The organism is Azotobacter chroococcum, assembly GCF_004339665.1.
Classification (GTDB): Bacteria; Pseudomonadota; Gammaproteobacteria; order Pseudomonadales; family Pseudomonadaceae; genus Azotobacter; species Azotobacter chroococcum.
In genome coordinates, this window is record NZ_SMMU01000036.1 from 12,682 (window position 1) to 30,767 (window position 18,086).

General features: G+C 69.0%; 15 protein-coding genes. 7 read left to right on the forward strand and 8 right to left on the reverse strand.

From position 1 onward, the window contains the following. Positions 1-113 precede the first annotated feature (113 nt). The 3 genes from EV691_RS19495 to EV691_RS19505 are packed head-to-tail and all read right to left on the reverse strand — an operon-like array spanning position 114 to position 3,128. Complete coding sequence (locus EV691_RS19495) at positions 114-1,637, reverse strand: tripartite tricarboxylate transporter permease (RefSeq protein WP_131299559.1); 1,524 nt, start codon at positions 1,635-1,637, stop codon at positions 114-116. 1 nt (position 1,638) lies between these two features. Next, a complete protein-coding gene (locus EV691_RS19500) occupies positions 1,639-2,097 on the reverse strand; it encodes a tripartite tricarboxylate transporter TctB family protein (RefSeq protein ID WP_131299562.1) in 459 nt (152 codons plus the stop codon). Between the two features lie 50 nt (positions 2,098-2,147). Next, the gene (locus tag EV691_RS19505) at positions 2,148-3,128 is read right to left on the reverse strand and encodes a Bug family tripartite tricarboxylate transporter substrate binding protein (protein WP_131299565.1); all 981 of its coding nucleotides are present in this window, start codon (positions 3,126-3,128) and stop codon (positions 2,148-2,150) included. A gap of 396 nt (positions 3,129-3,524) precedes the next feature. Here EV691_RS19505 and EV691_RS19510 point away from each other — a divergent pair, with 396 nt between their 5' ends. Beyond that, on the forward strand, positions 3,525-4,196 hold the full coding sequence (locus EV691_RS19510; RefSeq protein ID WP_131299568.1) for a response regulator: 672 nt from the start codon (positions 3,525-3,527) through the stop codon (positions 4,194-4,196). Positions 4,197-4,209: 13 nt separating this feature from the next. Further along, positions 4,210-5,613 carry a sensor histidine kinase gene (locus EV691_RS19515; protein ID WP_131299592.1) on the forward strand — a complete coding sequence of 468 codons (1,404 nt, stop codon included), beginning with the start codon at positions 4,210-4,212 and terminating at the stop codon, positions 5,611-5,613. Positions 5,614-5,639: 26 nt separating this feature from the next. Here EV691_RS19515 and EV691_RS19520 read toward each other — a convergent pair whose 3' ends face one another. Next, on the reverse strand, positions 5,640-6,662 hold the full coding sequence (locus tag EV691_RS19520) for a substrate-binding domain-containing protein (RefSeq protein WP_242672586.1): 1,023 nt from the start codon (positions 6,660-6,662) through the stop codon (positions 5,640-5,642). 335 nt (positions 6,663-6,997) lie between these two features. On the opposite strand from EV691_RS19520, the gene EV691_RS19525 reads away from it, so the two are divergent. Further along, complete coding sequence (locus EV691_RS19525) at positions 6,998-8,638, forward strand: glycosyl hydrolase family 28-related protein (protein ID WP_131299574.1); 1,641 nt, start codon at positions 6,998-7,000, stop codon at positions 8,636-8,638. 146 nt (positions 8,639-8,784) lie between these two features. Here EV691_RS19525 and EV691_RS19530 read toward each other — a convergent pair whose 3' ends face one another. Next, positions 8,785-9,105, reverse strand: coding sequence for a hypothetical protein (locus EV691_RS19530; RefSeq protein WP_242672587.1), 321 nt, complete (start codon positions 9,103-9,105; stop codon positions 8,785-8,787). Between the two features lie 309 nt (positions 9,106-9,414). Between EV691_RS19530 and EV691_RS19535 the strand changes: the two genes are divergently transcribed. From EV691_RS19535 to EV691_RS19550, 4 genes are all read left to right on the forward strand, one after another. After that, positions 9,415-10,596: an efflux RND transporter periplasmic adaptor subunit gene (locus EV691_RS19535; RefSeq protein WP_131299577.1), complete on the forward strand. Its 1,182-nt coding sequence runs from the start codon at positions 9,415-9,417 to the stop codon at positions 10,594-10,596. A gap of 5 nt (positions 10,597-10,601) precedes the next feature. Further along, positions 10,602-11,816, forward strand: coding sequence for an ABC transporter permease (locus EV691_RS19540; RefSeq protein ID WP_039801175.1), 1,215 nt, complete (start codon positions 10,602-10,604; stop codon positions 11,814-11,816). Next, complete coding sequence (locus EV691_RS19545; RefSeq protein WP_131299580.1) at positions 11,809-12,513, forward strand: ABC transporter ATP-binding protein; 705 nt, start codon at positions 11,809-11,811, stop codon at positions 12,511-12,513. The genes EV691_RS19540 and EV691_RS19545 overlap by 8 nt, the downstream gene beginning before the upstream one ends. Before the next feature lie 210 nt (positions 12,514-12,723). Then, a complete protein-coding gene (locus tag EV691_RS19550; protein ID WP_090899091.1) occupies positions 12,724-12,978 on the forward strand; it encodes a DUF2790 domain-containing protein in 255 nt (84 codons plus the stop codon). A 121-nt stretch (positions 12,979-13,099) separates the two neighbouring features. Here EV691_RS19550 and EV691_RS19555 read toward each other — a convergent pair whose 3' ends face one another. The 3 genes from EV691_RS19555 to EV691_RS19565 form a co-directional block, all read right to left on the reverse strand. Further along, a complete protein-coding gene (locus EV691_RS19555; protein ID WP_131299583.1) occupies positions 13,100-15,805 on the reverse strand; it encodes a M10 family metallopeptidase C-terminal domain-containing protein in 2,706 nt (901 codons plus the stop codon). A 241-nt stretch (positions 15,806-16,046) separates the two neighbouring features. Then, complete coding sequence (locus tag EV691_RS19560; protein WP_131299586.1) at positions 16,047-17,321, reverse strand: OprD family porin; 1,275 nt, start codon at positions 17,319-17,321, stop codon at positions 16,047-16,049. 114 nt (positions 17,322-17,435) lie between these two features. Then, positions 17,436-18,086: OprD family outer membrane porin (locus EV691_RS19565; protein WP_131837562.1), on the reverse strand; the 651-nt coding region annotated here is incomplete at its 5' end.

The window sequence follows — 18,086 nt, forward strand, 5'->3', positions numbered from 1 at the left end:
GGTGCGGACGGCGATCATCTTGGCATCCGAGCCTAGTGCGACAGGCTTTCGCCAGGCTTTCAGGCGGTGGGCGGAGCGCCCCGGACTCCCTGTCCGGAGCGACCCGCGGGCGCTTATTCCGCCAGGGCGGCCGGCGCGGCCTGGCGACGGGCGGCGCGGCGGCGCCAGAGGCGCAGCAGCGGCAGGGCCAGCATCAGCGCGACCATCGCCCAGGTGCCCTGGGCGATGCCGCTCGACCAGAGGATGTCCAGCTCGCCGTTGGAGATCGACAGGGCGCGGCGCAGGTCCTGCTCCATGTGGCCGCCGAGGATGAAGCCGAGCAGCAGCGGCGATAGCGGGAAGTCGAGCTTGCGCATGGCGTAGCCGAGAATGCCCACCGCGACCATCAGCAGCAGATCGAAGGTGGTGGCGTGCACGGCATAGACGCCGATGGCGGTGATGATGGCGATCGCCGGCGCCAGCGCCCAGTTCGGCACGGCGAGGATGCGGGTGAAGAGCTTGATCATCGGCACGTTGAGCACCAGCAACATGAAGTTGGCGATGAACAGCGAGGCGATCAGGCCCCAGACCAGCTCCGGCTCGTTCTGGAACAGCAGCGGGCCGGGGGTGATGTTGTACAGCGTCAGCGCGCCGATCATCACCGCCGTGGTGCCCGAGCCGGGTACGCCGAGGGTCAGCATCGGCACCATGGCGCCGCAGCAGGAGGCGCCGATGGCGGTTTCCGGGGCGGCCAGACCGCGGATGTCGCCCTTGCCGAACTGCCCGTCGGCGCCGGCCATGCGTTTTTCCGTCGAGTAGGCCAGGGCGCTGGCCAGGGTGGCGCCGGCGCCGGGCAGCACGCCGACGATGAAACCGCCGATGCCGCAGCGCAGGTTGATCATCAACACCCGGCGCGCCTCGTTGAAATTGAACAGCATGCGCCCGGTGGCCTGGACCGCCTGCTGGCCGTGGTGGGTCTTCTCCAGCAGCAGGAGGATCTCGCTGACCGAGAACAGGCCGAGCACCAGGACCACGAACTGGATGCCGTCGGCGACGTGGATGCTGTCGAAGGTGAAGCGGTAAACGCCGCTGTTGGCGTCGATCCCCACGCAGGAGAGGAACAGGCCGAGCAGCGCGGCGACCAGGGTCTTCATCGGCTTGTCGCCGGCCATCCCGGCCAGCGCCACGATGGCCAGCACCATCAGCGCGAAGTACTCGGCCGGGCCGAAGGCGATCGCCCACTTGGCCAGCATCGGCGCGAACAGCACCATGCCGCAGGTGGCGATGAAGGCGCCGAGGAAGGAGCTCCAGGCCGACAGCGACAGGGCGACCCCGGCCCGGCCCTGGCGGGCCATCGGGTAGCCGTCCAGGCAGGTCATCAGGGTCGCCGCCTCGCCGGGGATGTTGAGCAGGATCGAGGAGATCCGCCCGCCGTATTCGCAGCCGAGATAGACCGCGGCCAGCAGGATCAGCGCCGACTCCGGCGGCAGGCCGAAGGCGAAGGCCACCGGAATCAGGATCGCCACGCCGTTGATCGGACCGAGGCCGGGCAGCAGGCCGACCACGGTGCCGATCAGGGTGCCGATCAGGGCGATCAGCAGGTTGGTCGGGGTCAGTGCGACGCCGAAGCCCTGCATCAGGAAGTTGAGGGTTTCCATGTCAGATCTCCAGGCCGGCGAGCAGGCCGAGCGGCAGGGGCACGTCGAGCAGGCGGTCGAACAGCAGGTACAGGCCGAGCGCCATCACCACGGCGAGGCCGAGGCTCGGCAGCCAGCGGCCGCCGTACAGGCGGGCGAAGCACAGCCCGGCCAGGGTGCTGGCGGGGATGAAGCCGAGCGGCTCGAAGGCCAGGGCGAAGCCCAGCAGCAGGGCGATGCCCAGCCCCACCTTGCGGTAGCCCTCCACGCCGGGCGGCAGTTCGTCGGGATCGTCGGCCAGCGGCGTCGGGTGGATCAGCAGGTAGACCAGGCCGGCAGCCAGCAGTCCCAGCATCAGCAGGGGAAAGGCCCGCGGGCCGACCGGCTCGTAGGCGAACGGCGCCTGGTAGGCGGAGCCGATGTAGATCATGGCCAGCGCAGGCACGAGCCAGGCGGCCAGGAACAGGCGTTGCAGCAGCATGATGGCGTCCTCGGGCGAAGCCCCGGCAGGGGGGGGCTTCGCCAGTGTGATCACTGGGTGAGGCCGAATTCCTTGGCCAGCTCGCGGTAGCGGGCGACTTCCTTCGACACGTGGGCCTGCAGCTCGGGGCCGGTCATGGCGAAGGGGAACAGCTCGCGCTGGTCGCGCAGGCGGGCGAAGTCCTCGGAGGCGAGCAGGCGGTCGAAGGAGTCCTTCCACCAGGCGTAGTCGGCGTCGCTCACCTTGGGTCCCAGGTAGTAGCCGCGGATCACCGGCCAGACCACGTCGTAGCCCTGCTCGCGGGCGGTGGGGATGGCGGCCATCGCCGGTTCGTCCAGGCGCTGCTCGGAGAGCACCGCGAGGATGCGGATGCCGCCGCTCTCGACATGCGGCATGGAGTCGGAGATGTCGGTGCTGGCCACCTGGATGTGCCCGCCGAGCAGCGCGGTGGCGATCTCGCCGCCGCCTTCCATGGCCACGTAGCGCAGCTGGCGCGGATCGACGCCGACGGCCTTGGCGATCAGCGCGGTCTGCATCCAGTCCTGGCTGCCGACGGTGCCGCCCGAGCCGATCACCACCTTTTCGGGGTTGGCCTTGATCGCGGCGGCCAGGTCGGCGAGGGTCTTGTAGGGCGAGTCGGCGCGCACGGCGATGGCGCCGTAGCTGGTGCCGACCGCCGCCAGCCACTTCACCGCGTTCTCGTCGAAGCGGCCGAACTTGCCCTGGGCGAGGTTGAGCAGCGAGCCGCTGGAGAAGGCGGTCAGGGTGCCGGCATCGGCCGGTCGCTGGGCGACGATGGTGTTGTAGGCCACCGCGCCGACGCCGCCGGGCATGTAGGTGACGCGCATCGGCTTCTCCAGGAGCTTGGCCTCGACCAGCGCGCTCTGCGCCAGCTTGCAGGTGAGGTCGAAACCGCCGCCGGGGGCGGCCGGGGCGATGCATTCGGGGCGCTTGGGCTCGGCGCTCAGCGGGGCGGACAGCAGCACGGCCGAGCCGGCCGCCAGCAGGGTATTGCGCAGCGATGGACGCATGGAGGTTTTCCTCTGGATTGTTGTTGTTGTCGCAGGAAACGCGGTTTCAGACGGACGGGCAGGCGGTCGCGGGCGGACGCCGGCAGCGGGGGCAAGACAGGCGAAAGGCGGCCTGGGGCGGGCGGACGCGCAGGGGCGCCAGCGGGGCGAGCAGGATGCGAGGCATACAGTGGTTTCCATTGTTGTTGTTGTTGTTGTTGTCGGGAAGCCGCGTCACTGCACGGCGGCTGCCGGGGTGAGGCGCGTGCGGGGCGGACCCGGCGAGCGACTCTGGAGCCATCCTAGTGGTCCAACCTTTCACCAGGCTTTCACTGTGCTTTCGCCTCCGATCCCGGCTGATCAACCTGGCTTCGGGCCTGTACACTGGCTTGCATGAGCCCATCTGTGGAGACCGCCATGCGCATTCTTTTGGTCGAGGATCACGCCCCGCTGGCCGACAGCGTGGCCCAGGCGCTGCGCGCGGCGGGGCTGACCGTGGACGTGCTGCACGACGGGGTGGCCGCCGACCTGGCGCTGTCCAGCGAGGACTTCACCCTGGTGGTGCTCGACGTCGGCCTGCCGCGGCTCGACGGTTTCGAGGTGCTGGCCCGCCTGCGCGAGCGCGGCAACCGGGTGCCGGTGCTGATGCTCACCGCCCGCGCCGAGGTCAAGGACCGCGTGCAGGGGCTCAACCTCGGCGCCGACGACTACCTGGCCAAGCCCTTCGAGCTGGCCGAGCTGGAGGCGCGGGTCAAGGCCCTGCTGCGCCGCAGCGTGCTCGGCGGCGAGCGCCAGCAGCACTGCGGCGAGCTGGTCTACGACCTGGCCACCAGCCGCTTCAGCCTGGCCGGCGAGCCGCTCAACCTGACCGCCCGCGAGCAGGCGGTGCTGAGCGCGCTGATCGCCCGTCCCGGACGGGTGATGAGCAAGGAGCAGCTGGCTTCCCAGGTGTTCGGCCTGGACGACGAGGTTAGCCCCGAGGCCATCGAGATCTACGTCCACCGCCTGCGCCGCAAGCTGGAGGCGAGCGGCGTGCGCATCGTCACCTTCCGCGGCCTCGGCTACCTGCTGGAGGCGCGCGGTGAATGAGCCGGGCGCCGGCATCCGCGTCGACGGCAGCCTGCGCGGCCGCCTGCTGCGGCGCATGGCCGGGCTGCTGGCGGTGCTGCTGGCGGTCAGCGGGCTGAGCGCCTACTACAACGGCCGCCAGGCCGCCGACCGGGCCTACGACCGCACCCTGCTGGCCTCGGCGCGCAGCATCGCCGCCGGGCTTTCCGAATCCGACGGCAGCCTGCGCGCCGACATCCCCTACCTGGCCCTGGACAGCTTCGCCTTCGACAGCGCCGGGCGCATCTACTACCAGGTGCTGGACATCCACGGCCAGCTGGTGTCCGGCTACGAGAACCTGCCCGGGGCGCCGGTGGACACCCTGCTGACCCGCGACTACCCGGCCCTGGCGCGCTTCTACGACGCCCATTACCGGGGCCAGAGCGTGCGGGTGGTCAGCCTGCAGCAGCCGGTCAGCGAAACCACGCTCAGCGGCATGGCGGAAATCCGCGTGGCCGAGACCGAGGAGGCCCGCGAGCGCATGGCACGCGGCCTGCTCGTCGACACCCTGCTGCGCCTGGGCCTGCTGGCGGTCTGCGCCATGGCCCTGGCCTGGTTCGTGGTGACCGCCGCGCTGCGCCCGCTCGAACGCCTGCGCCAGGCGGTGGAGGAGCGCAGCCCGGAAGACCTGCGGCCCCTGCCGCGGGTCACGGTGCAGCGCGAACTACTGCCGCTGGTCAGCGCCCTGAACCTGTTCACCGGGCGCCTGCGCCGCCTCCTGGAGCGCCAGTCGCAGTTCATCGCCGACGCCGCCCACGAGCTGCGCACGCCGCTGGCGGCGCTCAAGGCGCGTCTCGAACTGGGCCTGCGCGAGCGCGATCCGGACGCCTGGTACCGCACCCTGGAGGAGGCCCGGCAGAGCGGCGACCGGCTCTCCCACCTGGCCAACCAGCTGCTCTCCTGGGCACGCATCGAAAGCAGCGCCCAGGCGATCGCCGAGGGCGGCGCCGAGCCGGTCGAGCTGGGCTCGCTGTGCCGCGAGCTGGGCCTGGCCCTGGCGCCCCTTGCCCACGCCCGCGGCGTGGCGCTGGCCTTCGAGGGGCCGGACGAGGTCTGGGTGACGGGCGAGCCGACGCTGCTCAACGAACTGCTCAGCAACCTGGTGGACAACGCCCTGGCGCACACCCCGCCGGGCGGCAACGTGATCCTGCGGGTCGCCGCGCCGGCCGTGCTGGAGGTCGAGGACGACGGCCCGGGCATCCCGGAAAGCGCCCGGCAGAAGGTCTTCGAACGCTTCCAGCGGCTCGACCCGCAGCGCGGCGGCGCCGGGCTCGGGCTGGCGATCGTCGGCGAAATCTGCCGGGCGCACCAGGCGGCGATCCGCCTGCTGGACGGGGCCAGCGGCGGGCTCAGGGTGCGGATCGAGTTTCCGCCGGTACGCCGGGCGGAGGAGGCGTAGGGAACGCTCGAGTCAGGCCACTGGAGCTAAGGCTCCGGGGCAACGGCCGGCGGCGCGCCGGGCAGGTAGACATGGCTGGCGACGAAGACCTTCTCGGGAACGGGCTCGCTCCGCGCCAGGCGCTTGAGCATCCGGTAGCTCTGCCGGCCGATCTCCCGGCCCTCCATGTTCAGGTAGGCCTGGGCCAGCCCATCGTCGAGCAGCGCCCGCTGCGCCGCGTCCATTTCGTGGGTGGTGACGATGATGACCGGGCGCCGGCCCTGTTTGTCGAGTTCGGCGAGCAGCGGGCCGATCTGCCTGCGGTACTCGTCCGCCTCGTAGAGCGGCCAGTTGCCGAGGACGATGATGACATCCAGCTGGCTGCCGGGGGCCAGCAGAGTGGCGAGCCTGAGCCGCGCGCTGGCCGGATCGTTGTTGCCGTAGAGGGGGCAGCGGCTCGGTTCGCTCCAGCCGTTCTCGCCCTGCAGCCGGCCGGTCGCGCCATCCTCGGCCGGGTTGCCGCGCAGCTGTCGGCGGATGCCCTGGATACGCTCCAGGTGGTTGGTGTGCTGGATGCCGCCGCTCAGGATGCACAGCTTCCCGCCCTGCGGCCTGAAGCGCTGGGCGAGCACAGCCAGCTGCCGGCCGAATTGCAGGTTGTCGAGCCCGACGTAGCTTCGGCGCAGCTGCTGCTCCGCGGGGGCCAGGTCCGAGCTGAAGGCGATCAGCGGGATTCGGCCCGCATCCTTCAGGGCATGCTCGGCCAGCCACCTGGAGTGGGTGACCGCCAGGCCGATGCCGTCCAGATCGTCCCGGGCGAGGGCCTGCCTCAAAACTTCGCCCTGCCGGCGGAAATGCTCCGTCCCCAAGGGGCCGAGCAGCAGGCAGGTGTCGCCCTCGGCCTGCGCGGCCTCGGCGCAGCCCTCGCCGGCCAGCGCGTAGAAGGACTGGTCCATTTGCTTGGCGACCAGGGCGAAGCGCAACGCCTCGGCTCCGGCCAGAGGGGCGAGCAGCCACCCGCACAGCAGGCCGGCTGCGGAAAGCCGGCGTAACGGTGTCGATCCTTTCAAGACAGCTCCCTGCTCGCCATCCCTTGACTGCGCAGATGATACTCCCATGGCTTCGCCAGTACCGGCGCGATTTGCGGGCGATTTGAGGGCTTTTTCAGAAAAGGCTTCTAACGACAATTCTTTATTCCAAAAGAACGTGAGGAGCTTTTCGGCGGTCAGAAGGAGCGGCCGTGGTTCGGCCGCTCCGAAGTGCCTTCGGGGCGCACTGACACTGGAAGTGCAACATTTCACGACGATGTCACGGGCCGGGATGGCTTGTTCGGGCAGTCGGCTGTTTCCGTCCCTCTCCCTCACATTGCGTCCAAGTACGCATTCTGGATACGGAAGCGAAGCAAATGGATTTCAACGTCAAGGATTTCGGGGCAAAGGGCGACGGCAGGACCGATGACACGGATGCCATCCAGGCGGCGATCGACGCCGCCTACAAGGCCGGTGGGGGGAGCGTCTACCTGCCGGCCGGCGAGTATCGGGTCAGCGGCGGCGACAAGTCGTCGGATGGCGCCCTGATGATCAAGAACAACGTCTATATGGCCGGCGCCGGCATGGGCGAGACGGTGATCAGGCTGGTCGATGGCTGGGGGCGGAACGTCACCGGCATGATCCGCTCGGCCAATGGCGAGCAGACGCACGACTACGGCATCAGCGACCTGACCCTGGACGGCAACCGCGACAACACCAGCGGCCGGGTCGACGGCTTCTATACCGGCTACATCCCCGGCGAGGACGGCGCCGACCGCAACGTCACCGTCGCGCGGGTCGAGGTCCGCGAGATGTCCGGCTACGGCTTCGATCCCCACGAGCAGACCATCAACCTGACGATCCGCGACAGCGTGGCCCATGACAACGGCCTCGACGGTTTCGTCGCCGACTACCTGATCGGCAGCACCTTCGAGAACAACGTTTCCTACGCCAACGACCGCCACGGCTTCAACGTGGTCACCAGCACCCACGACTTCACCCTGACCAACAACGTCGCCTACGGCAACGGCGGCAATGGCCTGGCAATTCAGCGGGGCATGGAGGATATCGCCCAGCCGGCCAACATCCTGATCGATGGCGGCGCCTACCACGACAACGCCCTGGAAGGCGTGCTGCTCAAGATGACCCACGACGTCACCCTGCAGAACACCGAGGTCTACGGCAACGGCAGCGCCGGCGTGCGCCTCTCCGGCGCGGAGGACGTGCAGATCCTGAACAACCGGATCCACGACAACGCGCAGAACGGCAGCTACCCGGAAGTCCTGCTGCAGGCCTTCGACGACAGCCAGATCACCGGGGAGTTGTACGAAACCCTGAACACCTGGATCGAGGGCAACCTCATCGCTGCCTCGGCCAACGCCAACTACGCCGTGCAGGAGCGCAACGACGGCAGCGACTACACCACCCTGCGGGACAACGACATCAGCGGCGGGAAGGTCGCCGCGGTGCAGCTCTCCGGGGTTCATTCGACGGTGTCCGATTCGTCCGTCAAGCTCATCCAGGGAGGCGACGGCAACGATGTGCTGGTCGGCGGCGAGGCCGACGAGCAGCTCCTCGGCAATGCCGGCGATGACCGTCTGGACGGCGGGGCCGGCGACGATGTGCTCGACGGCGGTGCCGGGCGCGACCGCCTGAGCGGTGGCGAGGGCGCCGACACCTTCGTCTTCTCCAACCGCCAGGACAGCTACCGCACCAGCAGTTCCAGCCTGGCCGACCTGGTCCTCGACTTCGATGCCGGCGAGGACCTGATCGACCTGTCGGCGCTGGGCTTCACCGGCCTGGGCAACGGCTACGACGGCACCCTGGCCGTGCAGGTGAACAGCGCCGGCACACGGACCTACCTGAAGAGTTTCGAGGCAAATACCGCCGGCGAGCGCTTCGAGATCGCCCTAGAGGGCAGCCACGCCGGGCTGGGCGAGGCCAGCTTCGTCTTCGACGGCAGCGCCACGGAGCTTGCGCTGGTAGGCGCCAGCCCGCAGGTCGATCCGGTCGCCTGACATGGCCGAGCCGTCCCCGCCGGGGGCGGCCGCGAGTTCTGACTGCCTGCCCGGGAAGCTTCATGGGCCGGCGGCAGTCCGGAGCCGGCCATGCCCGCTGCCGTCGGCGTGCGCCGCTACGGGCGTGGGTACTGGCTGGGACCTGCCTAGTTGATGCTGTAGCCCCGCCCGCTCAGACAAGCGCCCAGCGCCCGTCGGTAGTAGTCGGCGGTGGCCGCCGGCGGCGCCTGGGTCGCACTGGACGGGTCGAAGCCGCTCTGGTTGACCGCCCAGCGATGGCACTCGTAGCGGTCGCGCGCCTGCTGGTCCTGGCTTTGCCCGGCCGAGGGATAGGCGATCACCTCGTAGCTGTTGGCCGGCAGCGCCGGCACCGCGGGCGGCGGCTGGACCACCACGTACTGCTTGCGGTCGGCGTTCCACAGTAGTAGGTGCCGGCAGCGAGAAAGTACAGGGTGCTGCCGATCCACACCTCGCGGGCGAAATCCGGTAGGCCGTGGCCGTGTCCCGGGCCGTGCGGGCCGGCCAGGACGGGACCGCAGAGGGCTGCCAGCAGCAGTGCGATCGCCGTGCGTCGACCATGGGGTTTCATCGTGTGCGCCTCCTCATGAGAGAGGGCGGGGCGTGCCCCGCCGTGGGCGGCAGTATCGGCGCAGCGGCAGTAAGGGGCTGTCAGGGCAGGGTAAAGATGGGTAAAGGCCACTGCGTCCCGCGGGCGCTTGCCAGGCCCAAGGCGCCCGGTCAGGATTGAGCGTCCTGGCCGGATTCAAGGAGAGCCGGTGCCTTCCCCCCTGCGTTCGCGTTTCCTGTGGCTCGCCCTGCTGGCGCTGGCCGTCGCCGGCGGCTGGTTCTGGCGCAGCTGGCGCGGTCCCGAGCTGCCCGGCTATCGGCTGGAGCTGCGGCCTTTGGTGCAGCGGGTAGTGGCCAGCGGCGAGGTCGGCAGCCAGTCGCTCGCCCAGGTCGGCAGCGAGATCACCGGCGTGGTGGCGGCCCGCCATGTGCGCGAGGGCGATGCGGTGCGCGCCGGCGACCTGCTGCTCGAGCTGCGCGACGACGAGCAGCGCGCCCGGGTCCGCGAGGCCGAGGCGGCGCTGGAGCAGCTGCTGCGCTCCACCCGCCTGCAGGCCGAGGCGCTGCTGCGCGAGACCCAGGCCAACCTGGAGCAGGCGCGCCGCGAGCGGGAGCGCCGCGACGTGCTCGCCGAGCGCCGGGTGGTCGGCGCCGAGGAGCGCGAGCAGGCGCGCCGCGCCGAGACGGCGGCGCGGGTGGCCCATGAGCGGGCGCGCCTGGCCGCCGCGGCGCTGGCCGCGGGCGGCAGCGAGGAGCGGGTGCTGCGCCAGCGTCTGGAGGCGGCGCGGGTGGCGCTGTCGCGCACGCGGATTCATGCCCAGGTCGACGGTATCGTGCAGACCCGCGCGGTGGAGCCGGGCGATCTGGTGCAGCCGGGGCGCACCCTGCTGGAGATCGCCCGCGCAGGCACCCGCGAGATCCTCCTGCCGCTGGACGAGAAGGACCTGGCGCCGGTCGCCCCCGGCCAGCTCGCCCAGGTGGTCGCCGACGCCTATCCCGAGCGGGTCCTCGCCGCCCGGGTCAGCTACCTGGCGCCGGCGGTGGACACCAGCCGCGGCACCCTCGACGTGCACCTGGACCTGCTCGAGGCGGCCGACTTCCTGCGCCAGGGCATGACCGTCTCGGTGAACATCGAGACCGGCCGCCGCGAGCAGGCGCTGGTGCTGCCCAACGACGCCCTGTTCGAGCGCGACGGTTCGCGCGGCGCGGTGCTGCGCCTGAACGGCGAGCACGTCGAGCGGGTGGCGGTGCGTCTGGGCCTGCGCGGCACCGCGCTCAGCGAGGTGCTCGAGGGCCTGGCGCCCGGCGACCGGGTGCTGGCCGTGGCGGCCGGGGAGGGCGCGCGCGTGCGCCTGCGCGAACGGCCGCTGCCGCTGGGCCGGTCGGAGTGACGGCGATGGGCGGGTCGCTGTGGCTCGAATGGAAGATCGCCCTGCGCTTTCTGCTCGACAACTACCTGCAGACCCTGCTGATCCTGGTGGGGATCACCGTCGGCTGCGCGGTGATCGTGTTCATCACCGCGCTGGTCACCGGGCTGCAGAGCAACGTCATCGCCCGCACCCTGGGCACCCAGGCGCACATCCGCATGCTGCCGCCGGACGAGGTCAACCGCGTGCTGCCCGCGCCGCTCGGGCTGCTCGCCCTCGACCTGGAGAACCCCCGGCCGCAGCGTCTGCGCTCGATCAGCAACTGGCAGGACGTGCGCGACGTGCTCGACCGGCAGCCCGACATCCTCGCCGTGTCGCCGGTGGTCAGCGGCCCGGCCATGGGCCGGCGCGGCGTGGCGCGGGCCTCGGTCGCCCTGCTGGGCATCGATCCGGTGCGCTACCTGCGCGTGGTGCCGGTGGCCGACGACCTGATCGCCGGGCGCTTCGAGATCGGCGCCGGGCATGCGGTGGTCGGCAAGGAGCTGGCCGACGACCTCGGCCTGGACCTGGGCGACAAGCTGCGCCTGGACGCCGGCGAGGGACGCGAGGCGATCGTCGATATCACCGGCATCTTCGAGCTCGGCGTGCGCGAGCTGGACGCCCGCCACGTCTACCTGGACCTCAAGCAGGCGCAGACCCTGCTCGACCTGCCCGGCGCGGTGACGGTGATCGACACCAAGGTCGCCGACATCTTCGCCGCCGAGGACATCGCCGTGCGCCTGGCCCGGCTCACCGGACTGAAGGCCGAGAGCTGGATGGCCACCAACGGCGAACTGCTCAATGCGCTGCGCTCGCAGACCATGACCACCCAGATGATCCGCATCTTCGTCGGCCTCTCGGTGGCCTTCGGCATCGCCAGCGTGCTGGCGGTGAGCGTGGTCCAGCGCACCCGCGAGATCGGCATCCTGCGCGCCATGGGCAGTCCGCGCGGACAGATCCTGCGGGTCTTCCTGCTCCAGGGCGGGCTGCTCGGGCTGCTCGGCTCGGGGGTCGGCGGGGCGCTGGCCTGGCTGCTGGTGCAGGCCTTCAACCGCTTCGGCGCCCGGCTGTTCGAGATCCTCGTCGAGCCGACCCTGATTCCCGGCGCCATGGCGGTGGCGACCCTCACCGGCGTGCTCGCCGCCGCCGTGCCGGCGCGCCGCGCCGCGCGCTACGACCCGGCGGTGGCGATCCGCTATGTCTGAGCCTGAAGAGGTCCTGCGCCTGGCCGGCGTGTGCAAGGTCTACAACCCCGGCACGCCGCAGGAGACCGAGGTGCTGCACGGCATCGACCTGCGGCTGGTGCGCGGCGAGCTGACCGCGCTGATCGGCCCGTCCGGCTCGGGCAAGAGCACCCTGCTCAATCTCATCGGCCTGCTCGACAGCCCGAGCGCCGGCGAGCTCTACCTACAGGGCCGGGCGACCCGCGAACTGGACGACCGGGCGCGCACCCGCCTGCGCAACGAGGCGATCGGCTTCGTCTTCCAGTTCCACCACCTGATCCCGGCCTTCAGCGTGCTGGACAACGTGCTGATGCCGCTGATGATCCGCCACGGCAAGCCGGATGCTGCGGACATCGAGCGCGCCCGCGGCCTGCTGGCCGAGGTCGGCCTCGAAGGCTTCGCCGGCAAGAAGGCCACCGAGCTGTCCGGCGGCCAGCAGCAGCGCGTCGCCATCGCCCGCGCGCTGGTCACCCACCCGGCCCTGCTGCTGGCCGACGAGCCGACCGGCAACCTGGATACCCATACCGCGGAAAACGTCTTCGAGCTGTTCCGCCGCTTCAACGCGCAGTTCGGCTGCGCGGTGCTGGTGGTCACCCACGACCCGCGCCTGGCGGCCGGCTGCCTGCGCACCATCGAGCTGGTGGACGGGCGGATCGTCGGCGCTCCGGGCGCGCCCTGAGCGATTCTTTCCGGAAAGTACGAAGCCTTTGGCCAGGCGGTGAATTTATCGTGGGACGTTAGCCAAATAATCTATAGCTGGCTTACGAAAAAGCCGCGACACCTGCAGACACCCGGCTCACGCAAACGGCCCGGCAGGTTGCGCAGTGCCTTCAGCGTCATTCGTTCCGACTGAAGACTTCCGAAAGTTTGCACAGTTAGGACATCCACGATGAAACGCTTCCTGTCCGTTTTCATGGCCGCCGCCTCCCTTGCCGTACTGGGCGGAGTGGCCCAGGCCGCCGAGCAGCCCAAGGTCGAGAAGTACACCTACAAAACGAAGCTGGACATTGCCAGGGTCATCAGCGTCGAGGACCCGGGCAACGTTTGCGAAGTCGTCCCCGTGCACATGGTCTACGAAGACCATCAGGGCCAGCGGCACGTCGTCGAATACAGCGTCATGGGCAAAGGTTGCCAGAGCAACTGACACGCGTCCTTTCCGCTGCCGGCCTCGCGCTTCGGCCCTGACGAACGCCGCCTCGCGGCCGGCGTGAAAAGGCCGAACGAGCCGGCGGGGGCCTTCGCCCCTGGCCGGTCGTGATGCTCCTTCAGCCGACCTGTTCGGGCGGCACGCTGCCGATGACTTCCAGTTGGTTGGGCGCGGCAAAGAGGAAGGCGTCGGCGGACAACTGCTCGCCGTAGTCGCCCTGCAGGGCGATCTCGAAGCGCTGTCCTTCGGCATTCGCCTCGAAGCTCTTGAGGTAGGTGTGCGTGCCGGCACTGTTCACCCGCACCGCCAGGGTGCCGCCGTGGCCGTCGCCCAGGCCGCTGAAGCCGAGTGCCGACACATCGATGCGGTCCTCGCCGGCGTCGAAGTCGAGGATCAGGTCGCTGAAGCCTTCGCTATCGGTGCGGTAGCTGTCCTTGAGGCTCGAAAAGCGGAACAGGTCGGCACCGCTGCCGCCGGCCAGGGTGTCGCGCCCGAGGCCGCCGTCGAGAATGTCGGTGCCGGCGCCGCCATGCAGATAGTTGTCGCCAGCCCCGCCGGCGAGGCTTTCCGCCGCCGGACGGCCGATCAGGCTGTCACCGGCCTCGGTGCCCTCGATGGTCACAGGTGCGAAGAGCACATTGTCGCTGTCGAGCCGGTTGGCGAGGTCACCGTCCAGGACGATCTCGAAGCGCCGTCCTTCGGCATCCGCCTCGAAACTTTTCAGATAGGTCCGCGTGCCGGCCTCGTTCACCCGCACGGCCAGGGTGCCGTCGCGGCCATCGCCCAGGCCGGCGAAGCCCAGCGCCGAGAGATCGATGCGGTCCTGGCCGGGATCGAAGTCGAGGATCCGGTCGCTGAAACCCTCGCTGTCGGTGCGGTAGCTGTCGTTGCGGGCCGAGAAGCGGAACACGTCGGCGCCCGTACCTCCGCTCAAGGTGTCGCGCCCGGCGCCGCCGTCGAGCAGGTCGTCGCCGCCGGCGCCATGCAGGCGGTCGTCGCCGTCCTTGCCGACAAGGATCTCCGCCACCGGGCTACCCTGCAGGTTGTCTCCAGCCTCGGTGCCTTCGAGGACAAGCGGCTCGAAGATCAGATGGCTATTGTCGAGCTGGCCGGCGTAGTCGCCCTTCAGGACGAGTTCGAAGCGCCGCTCCTCGGCATCCGCCTCGAAGCTCTTGAGGTAGGTGAGGGTGCCGGCGTCGTTCGTCTGCACGGCAAGGGTGCCGTCGTGTCCGTCGCCCAGCCCGGAGAAGCCCAGCGCCGAGAGGTCGATGCGGTCCTCGCCGGGATCGAAGTCGACGATCCGGTCGCTGAGGTTTTCGCTGTCGGTGCGATAGCTGTCGTTGCGGGCCGAGACGCGGAACAGGTCGGCGCCCGTGCCGCCGTTCAGGCTGTCGCGCCCGGCGCCGCCATCGAGGACGTCGTTGCCGCTCTTGCCGAGGAGCCGCTCGTAGGCGTCGCTGCCGATCAATACATCGTTGTTGTCGTGGTTGCCCTCGAGCGTTAAGAGCAAATCCTCGGGCAGTGCCCCAAAAGTCTTATCGAGGGTGCCGTCGGCGTTCAGCCGGATCACGCTGAAGTCATATCTGCTCGAGTCGTAACCATTGCCGCTGGGGTTATAGCTATATCCCGACACCAGGATCTTGCCGTCGGGCTGTACGGTCAGGCTGTGCCCTTCATCGTTGCCCCACGCGATATCGAAGATGGCCTTGCCGTCGCCGCTGAAGCCGGTGTCGAGCGAGCCGTCGACGTTCAGCCGGATCACGCTGAAGTCGTAAGTAGCGTTGTCGGGGTTATAGCTCTGTCCAGCCAGCAGGATCTTGCCGTCCGGTTGCAGGGCCAGGCTATTGACTTGGGCGTAGCCTTTCCCGAGAGCGAAGCTGGCCTTGCCGTCGCTACCGAAGCTGGCATCGAGACTGCCGTCGGCATTCAGTCGAGCCACGCTGAATTCGGTGTCATAGCTAGGATTGTAGCTCCGTCCGGCCACCAGGATCTTGCCGTCGGGCTGCACGAGCAGGCTATTGCCGAAATCGCTGTTCCCATCGATATCGGCGATGGCCTCGCCATCACTACCGAAGCTGGTATCGAGCGTGCCGTCGGCGTTCAGCCGGATCACGCTGAAGTCGAAATAGGTGCTGTTCTCGGAATAGTCATAGCTGGATCCCGCCATCAGGATCTTGCCGTCGGGCAGTACGGTCACGCTATGGCCTTGGTCGTCGCTATATCCGAGCTCGAAGATGGCCTTGCCATCGCTGCCGAAGTTGGTGTCGAGGGTGCCGTCGACGTTCAGCCGGATTACGCCGAAGTTGTCATCGCTGCCGTTATCGCTCCGTCCAGTCACCAGGATCTTGCCGTCGGGCTGCATGGCCATGCTATAGACGTAATCGTCCCTCCCGAGATCGAAGGTGGCCTTGCCGTCGCTGCCGAAGCTGGTATCGAGACTGCCGTCGGTATTCAGCCGGATCACGCTGAAGTCGTAATTCCCGCTGTCGGGGGTGTAGCTGTGGCCGGCCAGCAGGATCCTGCCGTCGGGCTGCACGCTCAGGCTGCGGCCCTCATCGTAGTCCTGGGCGATATCGAAGCGGGCCTTGCCGAGGCTGCCGAAGCCGGTGTCGAGGCTGCCGTCGGCGTCCAGCCGGACGAGGCTGAAGTCGTAGTTCCGGCTGCCGGTGTCGTAGCTGTAGCCCGCCAGCAGCATCCTGCTGTCGGCCTGCAAAGCCAGGGCGAGGCTTAAATCGTTGTGGCCCCCCACATCCACCAGCATCTTGCCGGTGGCGGCGCGGGGCGTGGGGTTCGGCACGCTACTGCTCAGTGTCGAGGTTTCCATTCGCGGGTCCTTGCATCCTTTGTCGTTCTTGACGGGCGTTCCGCTCGGGAAGCGGTCGCCCTTGCCGGTTCGGCCAGGGGGCGAACGGCAAGGGCTTCCTATGGACAACGGATGGAAGCCGCCGGCTGCAGGGATGCATGCGAGGGAGGAAACGGGGCTGTCCGCGCCTGGTTGCGGGCCGGACCTGCGCGGCAGCAGGCGCTCCGGCCCCGGGCTGGTCCAGAGCGCCTTGCGGCCCGGGCTAGAACAGCGACAGCGGGTACTGGACGATCAGGCGCTGCTCGTCGAACTTGTTGTTGGCGCCCCAGTCGCGGCGGATCGTCGAGTTCCGCCAGCGCAGGATCAGGTCCTTCGCCGGGCCGCTCTGCACCACGTAGCTGAGCTGGGTCTCGCGGTTCCATTCCTCGCCGTCGTCGATGTTGCCGGTGTGCACGTTGGTGCCCTTGATGTAGCGGGTCATCAGGGTCAGGCCGGGCATGCCCAGGGAAGCGAAGTCGTAGTCGTAGCGCGCCTGCCAGGAGCGCTCGCGGGCGTTGTCGAAGCTGCCGTTGTAGCTGTCGTTGGCCAGGGTGCCGCCGCTGGTGCCGTTGACCCGCAGCCACTTGCTGTCGCCGCTGACCCGCTGCAGGCCCAGGTAGAAGGTGTGCGCGTTGTAGCGCAGGGAGAACATCCCGGAGAGCAGCTTGTTGTCCAGGTGACCTTCCAGCGCCTCGCCGTCCTCCTCGCCGTCGAAGTAGCCGAGGTTGGCGCCGAGGGTCCATTCCTTGCCCAGCGGCTGGGTGTGCAGCACCTGGAAGTAGCGCTGCTTGTAGATGTCCTTCAGGCGCGCGTACCAGGCGCCGATGGTGGTGCGCTTGTCGTTGAAGCTGTATTCGGCGCCGCCGAAGTCGAAGTCGTCGGACTTGCGGTCGCTGGTGTAGGGGCTGGTGCCGTTCAGCGTCATGTCCTCCATGCTGCCGTCGTCGCGCGGGCTGTTGCCGGTGATGTGGCCGGCGTAGAGGGTCAGGTTCTTGACCTCCTTGGAGGTGAGCATGGAGCCCTGGAAGGTCTGCGGCAGCGAGCGGCCGTCGTCGGCGCGCAGGATCGGCAGCACCAGCGCCCACTCGCCGACGCGCAGCTCGGTTTCGGAGAATTTCATCTTGCCGGAGACGGCGATCCGGCCGAAATGGTCGGCCGGCGTGCCGTCCTTGTCGAGCGGCAGCAACTGGGTGCCGCCGGTGCCCTTGCCGCCGTCGAGCTTGAGCGAGTACAGGCCGAGCACGTCGACGCCGAAGCCGACCGGGCCTTCGGTATAGCCGGACTTGAGGTCGAAGATGAAGCTCTGGGTCCATTCCTCGGCCTTGCTGCGGGTGGCACCGTCGTCGACGAAGTTGCGGTGGATGTAGAAGTTGCGCAGGGTCAGGGTGCCCTTGGCGTCGTCGACGAAGGCCGCCTGGGCGCCAGTGCCGGCGAGCAGCAGGGCGCAGGTGAGGGCAGCGGAAGGGCGGAGCGGGAATCGTTGGGTGCGGTTCTTCATTGTTGTTGTTACCGGCGGACTCAATGAAAACGGTACGGTAAAGAGCCCCCTTCGCGGGCGCGGATGCGTCGAGCGAAAGGGGCCGACCCGATGCTGGATCTGGCCTGGTGCCGATCAGAACAGCGGCAGGCTGTAGGTCACCACCAGGCGGTTCTCGTCCAGGTCGCGGCCGTCGTTGCCGCGGGACGCGGCGTTCAGCCAGGCCAGGCCGACGCCCTTGAACAGGCCGTTCTGCACCGTGTAGTCGACGCGGAAGTTGCGCTCCCACTCCTTGTTGTCGCTGCCGGCGGCGTCGATGTCGTCGCCGCTGAAGTAGATCAGCTTGGTCTTCAGGCCCGGCACGCCGATCGCGGCGAAGTCGTAGGTATGGCCGACCACCCAGGTGTTCTCGCCGGCGCTGGCGAACTTGCCGATCTGGCCGTTGGTGATCAGGTGCAGGGTGCGTCCGGTCCCCAGGTTGATGTGCGGGAAGTCGCTGTTGCCGGTGACCTTCTGGTAGCCGGCGCTCAGCGCGTGGCCGGCCAGGCTGTAGGTGAACATGGCGCTCCACAGGTTGTTGTCGACCTCGCCGCTGCTGCCGTTGGCGCCGCTGCTCCGGTAGCCCTCGGCACGCCCGGAGGAACTCTCGTTCTTGCCGTCGGAGTCGCTGGTGAAATAGCGCAGGTCGGATTTCAGCGCGCCGACCGGCAGTTTCCAGTCGTGCACCAGGCCGAAGAAGTGCTGTTTGTAGAAGTCGCGCAGGTTGCCGTAGTAGTACTGCAGCAG

Coding starts and splice junctions, on each gene's coding strand:
- EV691_RS19495 (WP_131299559.1), bottom strand. CDS start 1,637: ATGGAAACCCTCAACTTCCTGATGCAGGGCTTCGGCGTCGCACTGACC.
- EV691_RS19505 (WP_131299565.1), bottom strand. CDS start 3,128: ATGCGTCCATCGCTGCGCAATACCCTGCTGGCGGCCGGCTCGGCCGTG.
- EV691_RS19500 (WP_131299562.1), bottom strand. CDS start 2,097: ATGCTGCTGCAACGCCTGTTCCTGGCCGCCTGGCTCGTGCCTGCGCTG.
- EV691_RS19510 (WP_131299568.1), top strand. CDS start 3,525: ATGCGCATTCTTTTGGTCGAGGATCACGCCCCGCTGGCCGACAGCGTG.
- EV691_RS19525 (WP_131299574.1), top strand. CDS start 6,998: ATGGATTTCAACGTCAAGGATTTCGGGGCAAAGGGCGACGGCAGGACC.
- EV691_RS19550 (WP_090899091.1), top strand. CDS start 12,724: ATGAAACGCTTCCTGTCCGTTTTCATGGCCGCCGCCTCCCTTGCCGTA.
- EV691_RS19545 (WP_131299580.1), top strand. CDS start 11,809: ATGTCTGAGCCTGAAGAGGTCCTGCGCCTGGCCGGCGTGTGCAAGGTC.
- EV691_RS19540 (WP_039801175.1), top strand. CDS start 10,602: ATGGGCGGGTCGCTGTGGCTCGAATGGAAGATCGCCCTGCGCTTTCTG.
- EV691_RS19560 (WP_131299586.1), bottom strand. CDS start 17,321: ATGAAGAACCGCACCCAACGATTCCCGCTCCGCCCTTCCGCTGCCCTC.
- EV691_RS19555 (WP_131299583.1), bottom strand. CDS start 15,805: ATGGAAACCTCGACACTGAGCAGTAGCGTGCCGAACCCCACGCCCCGC.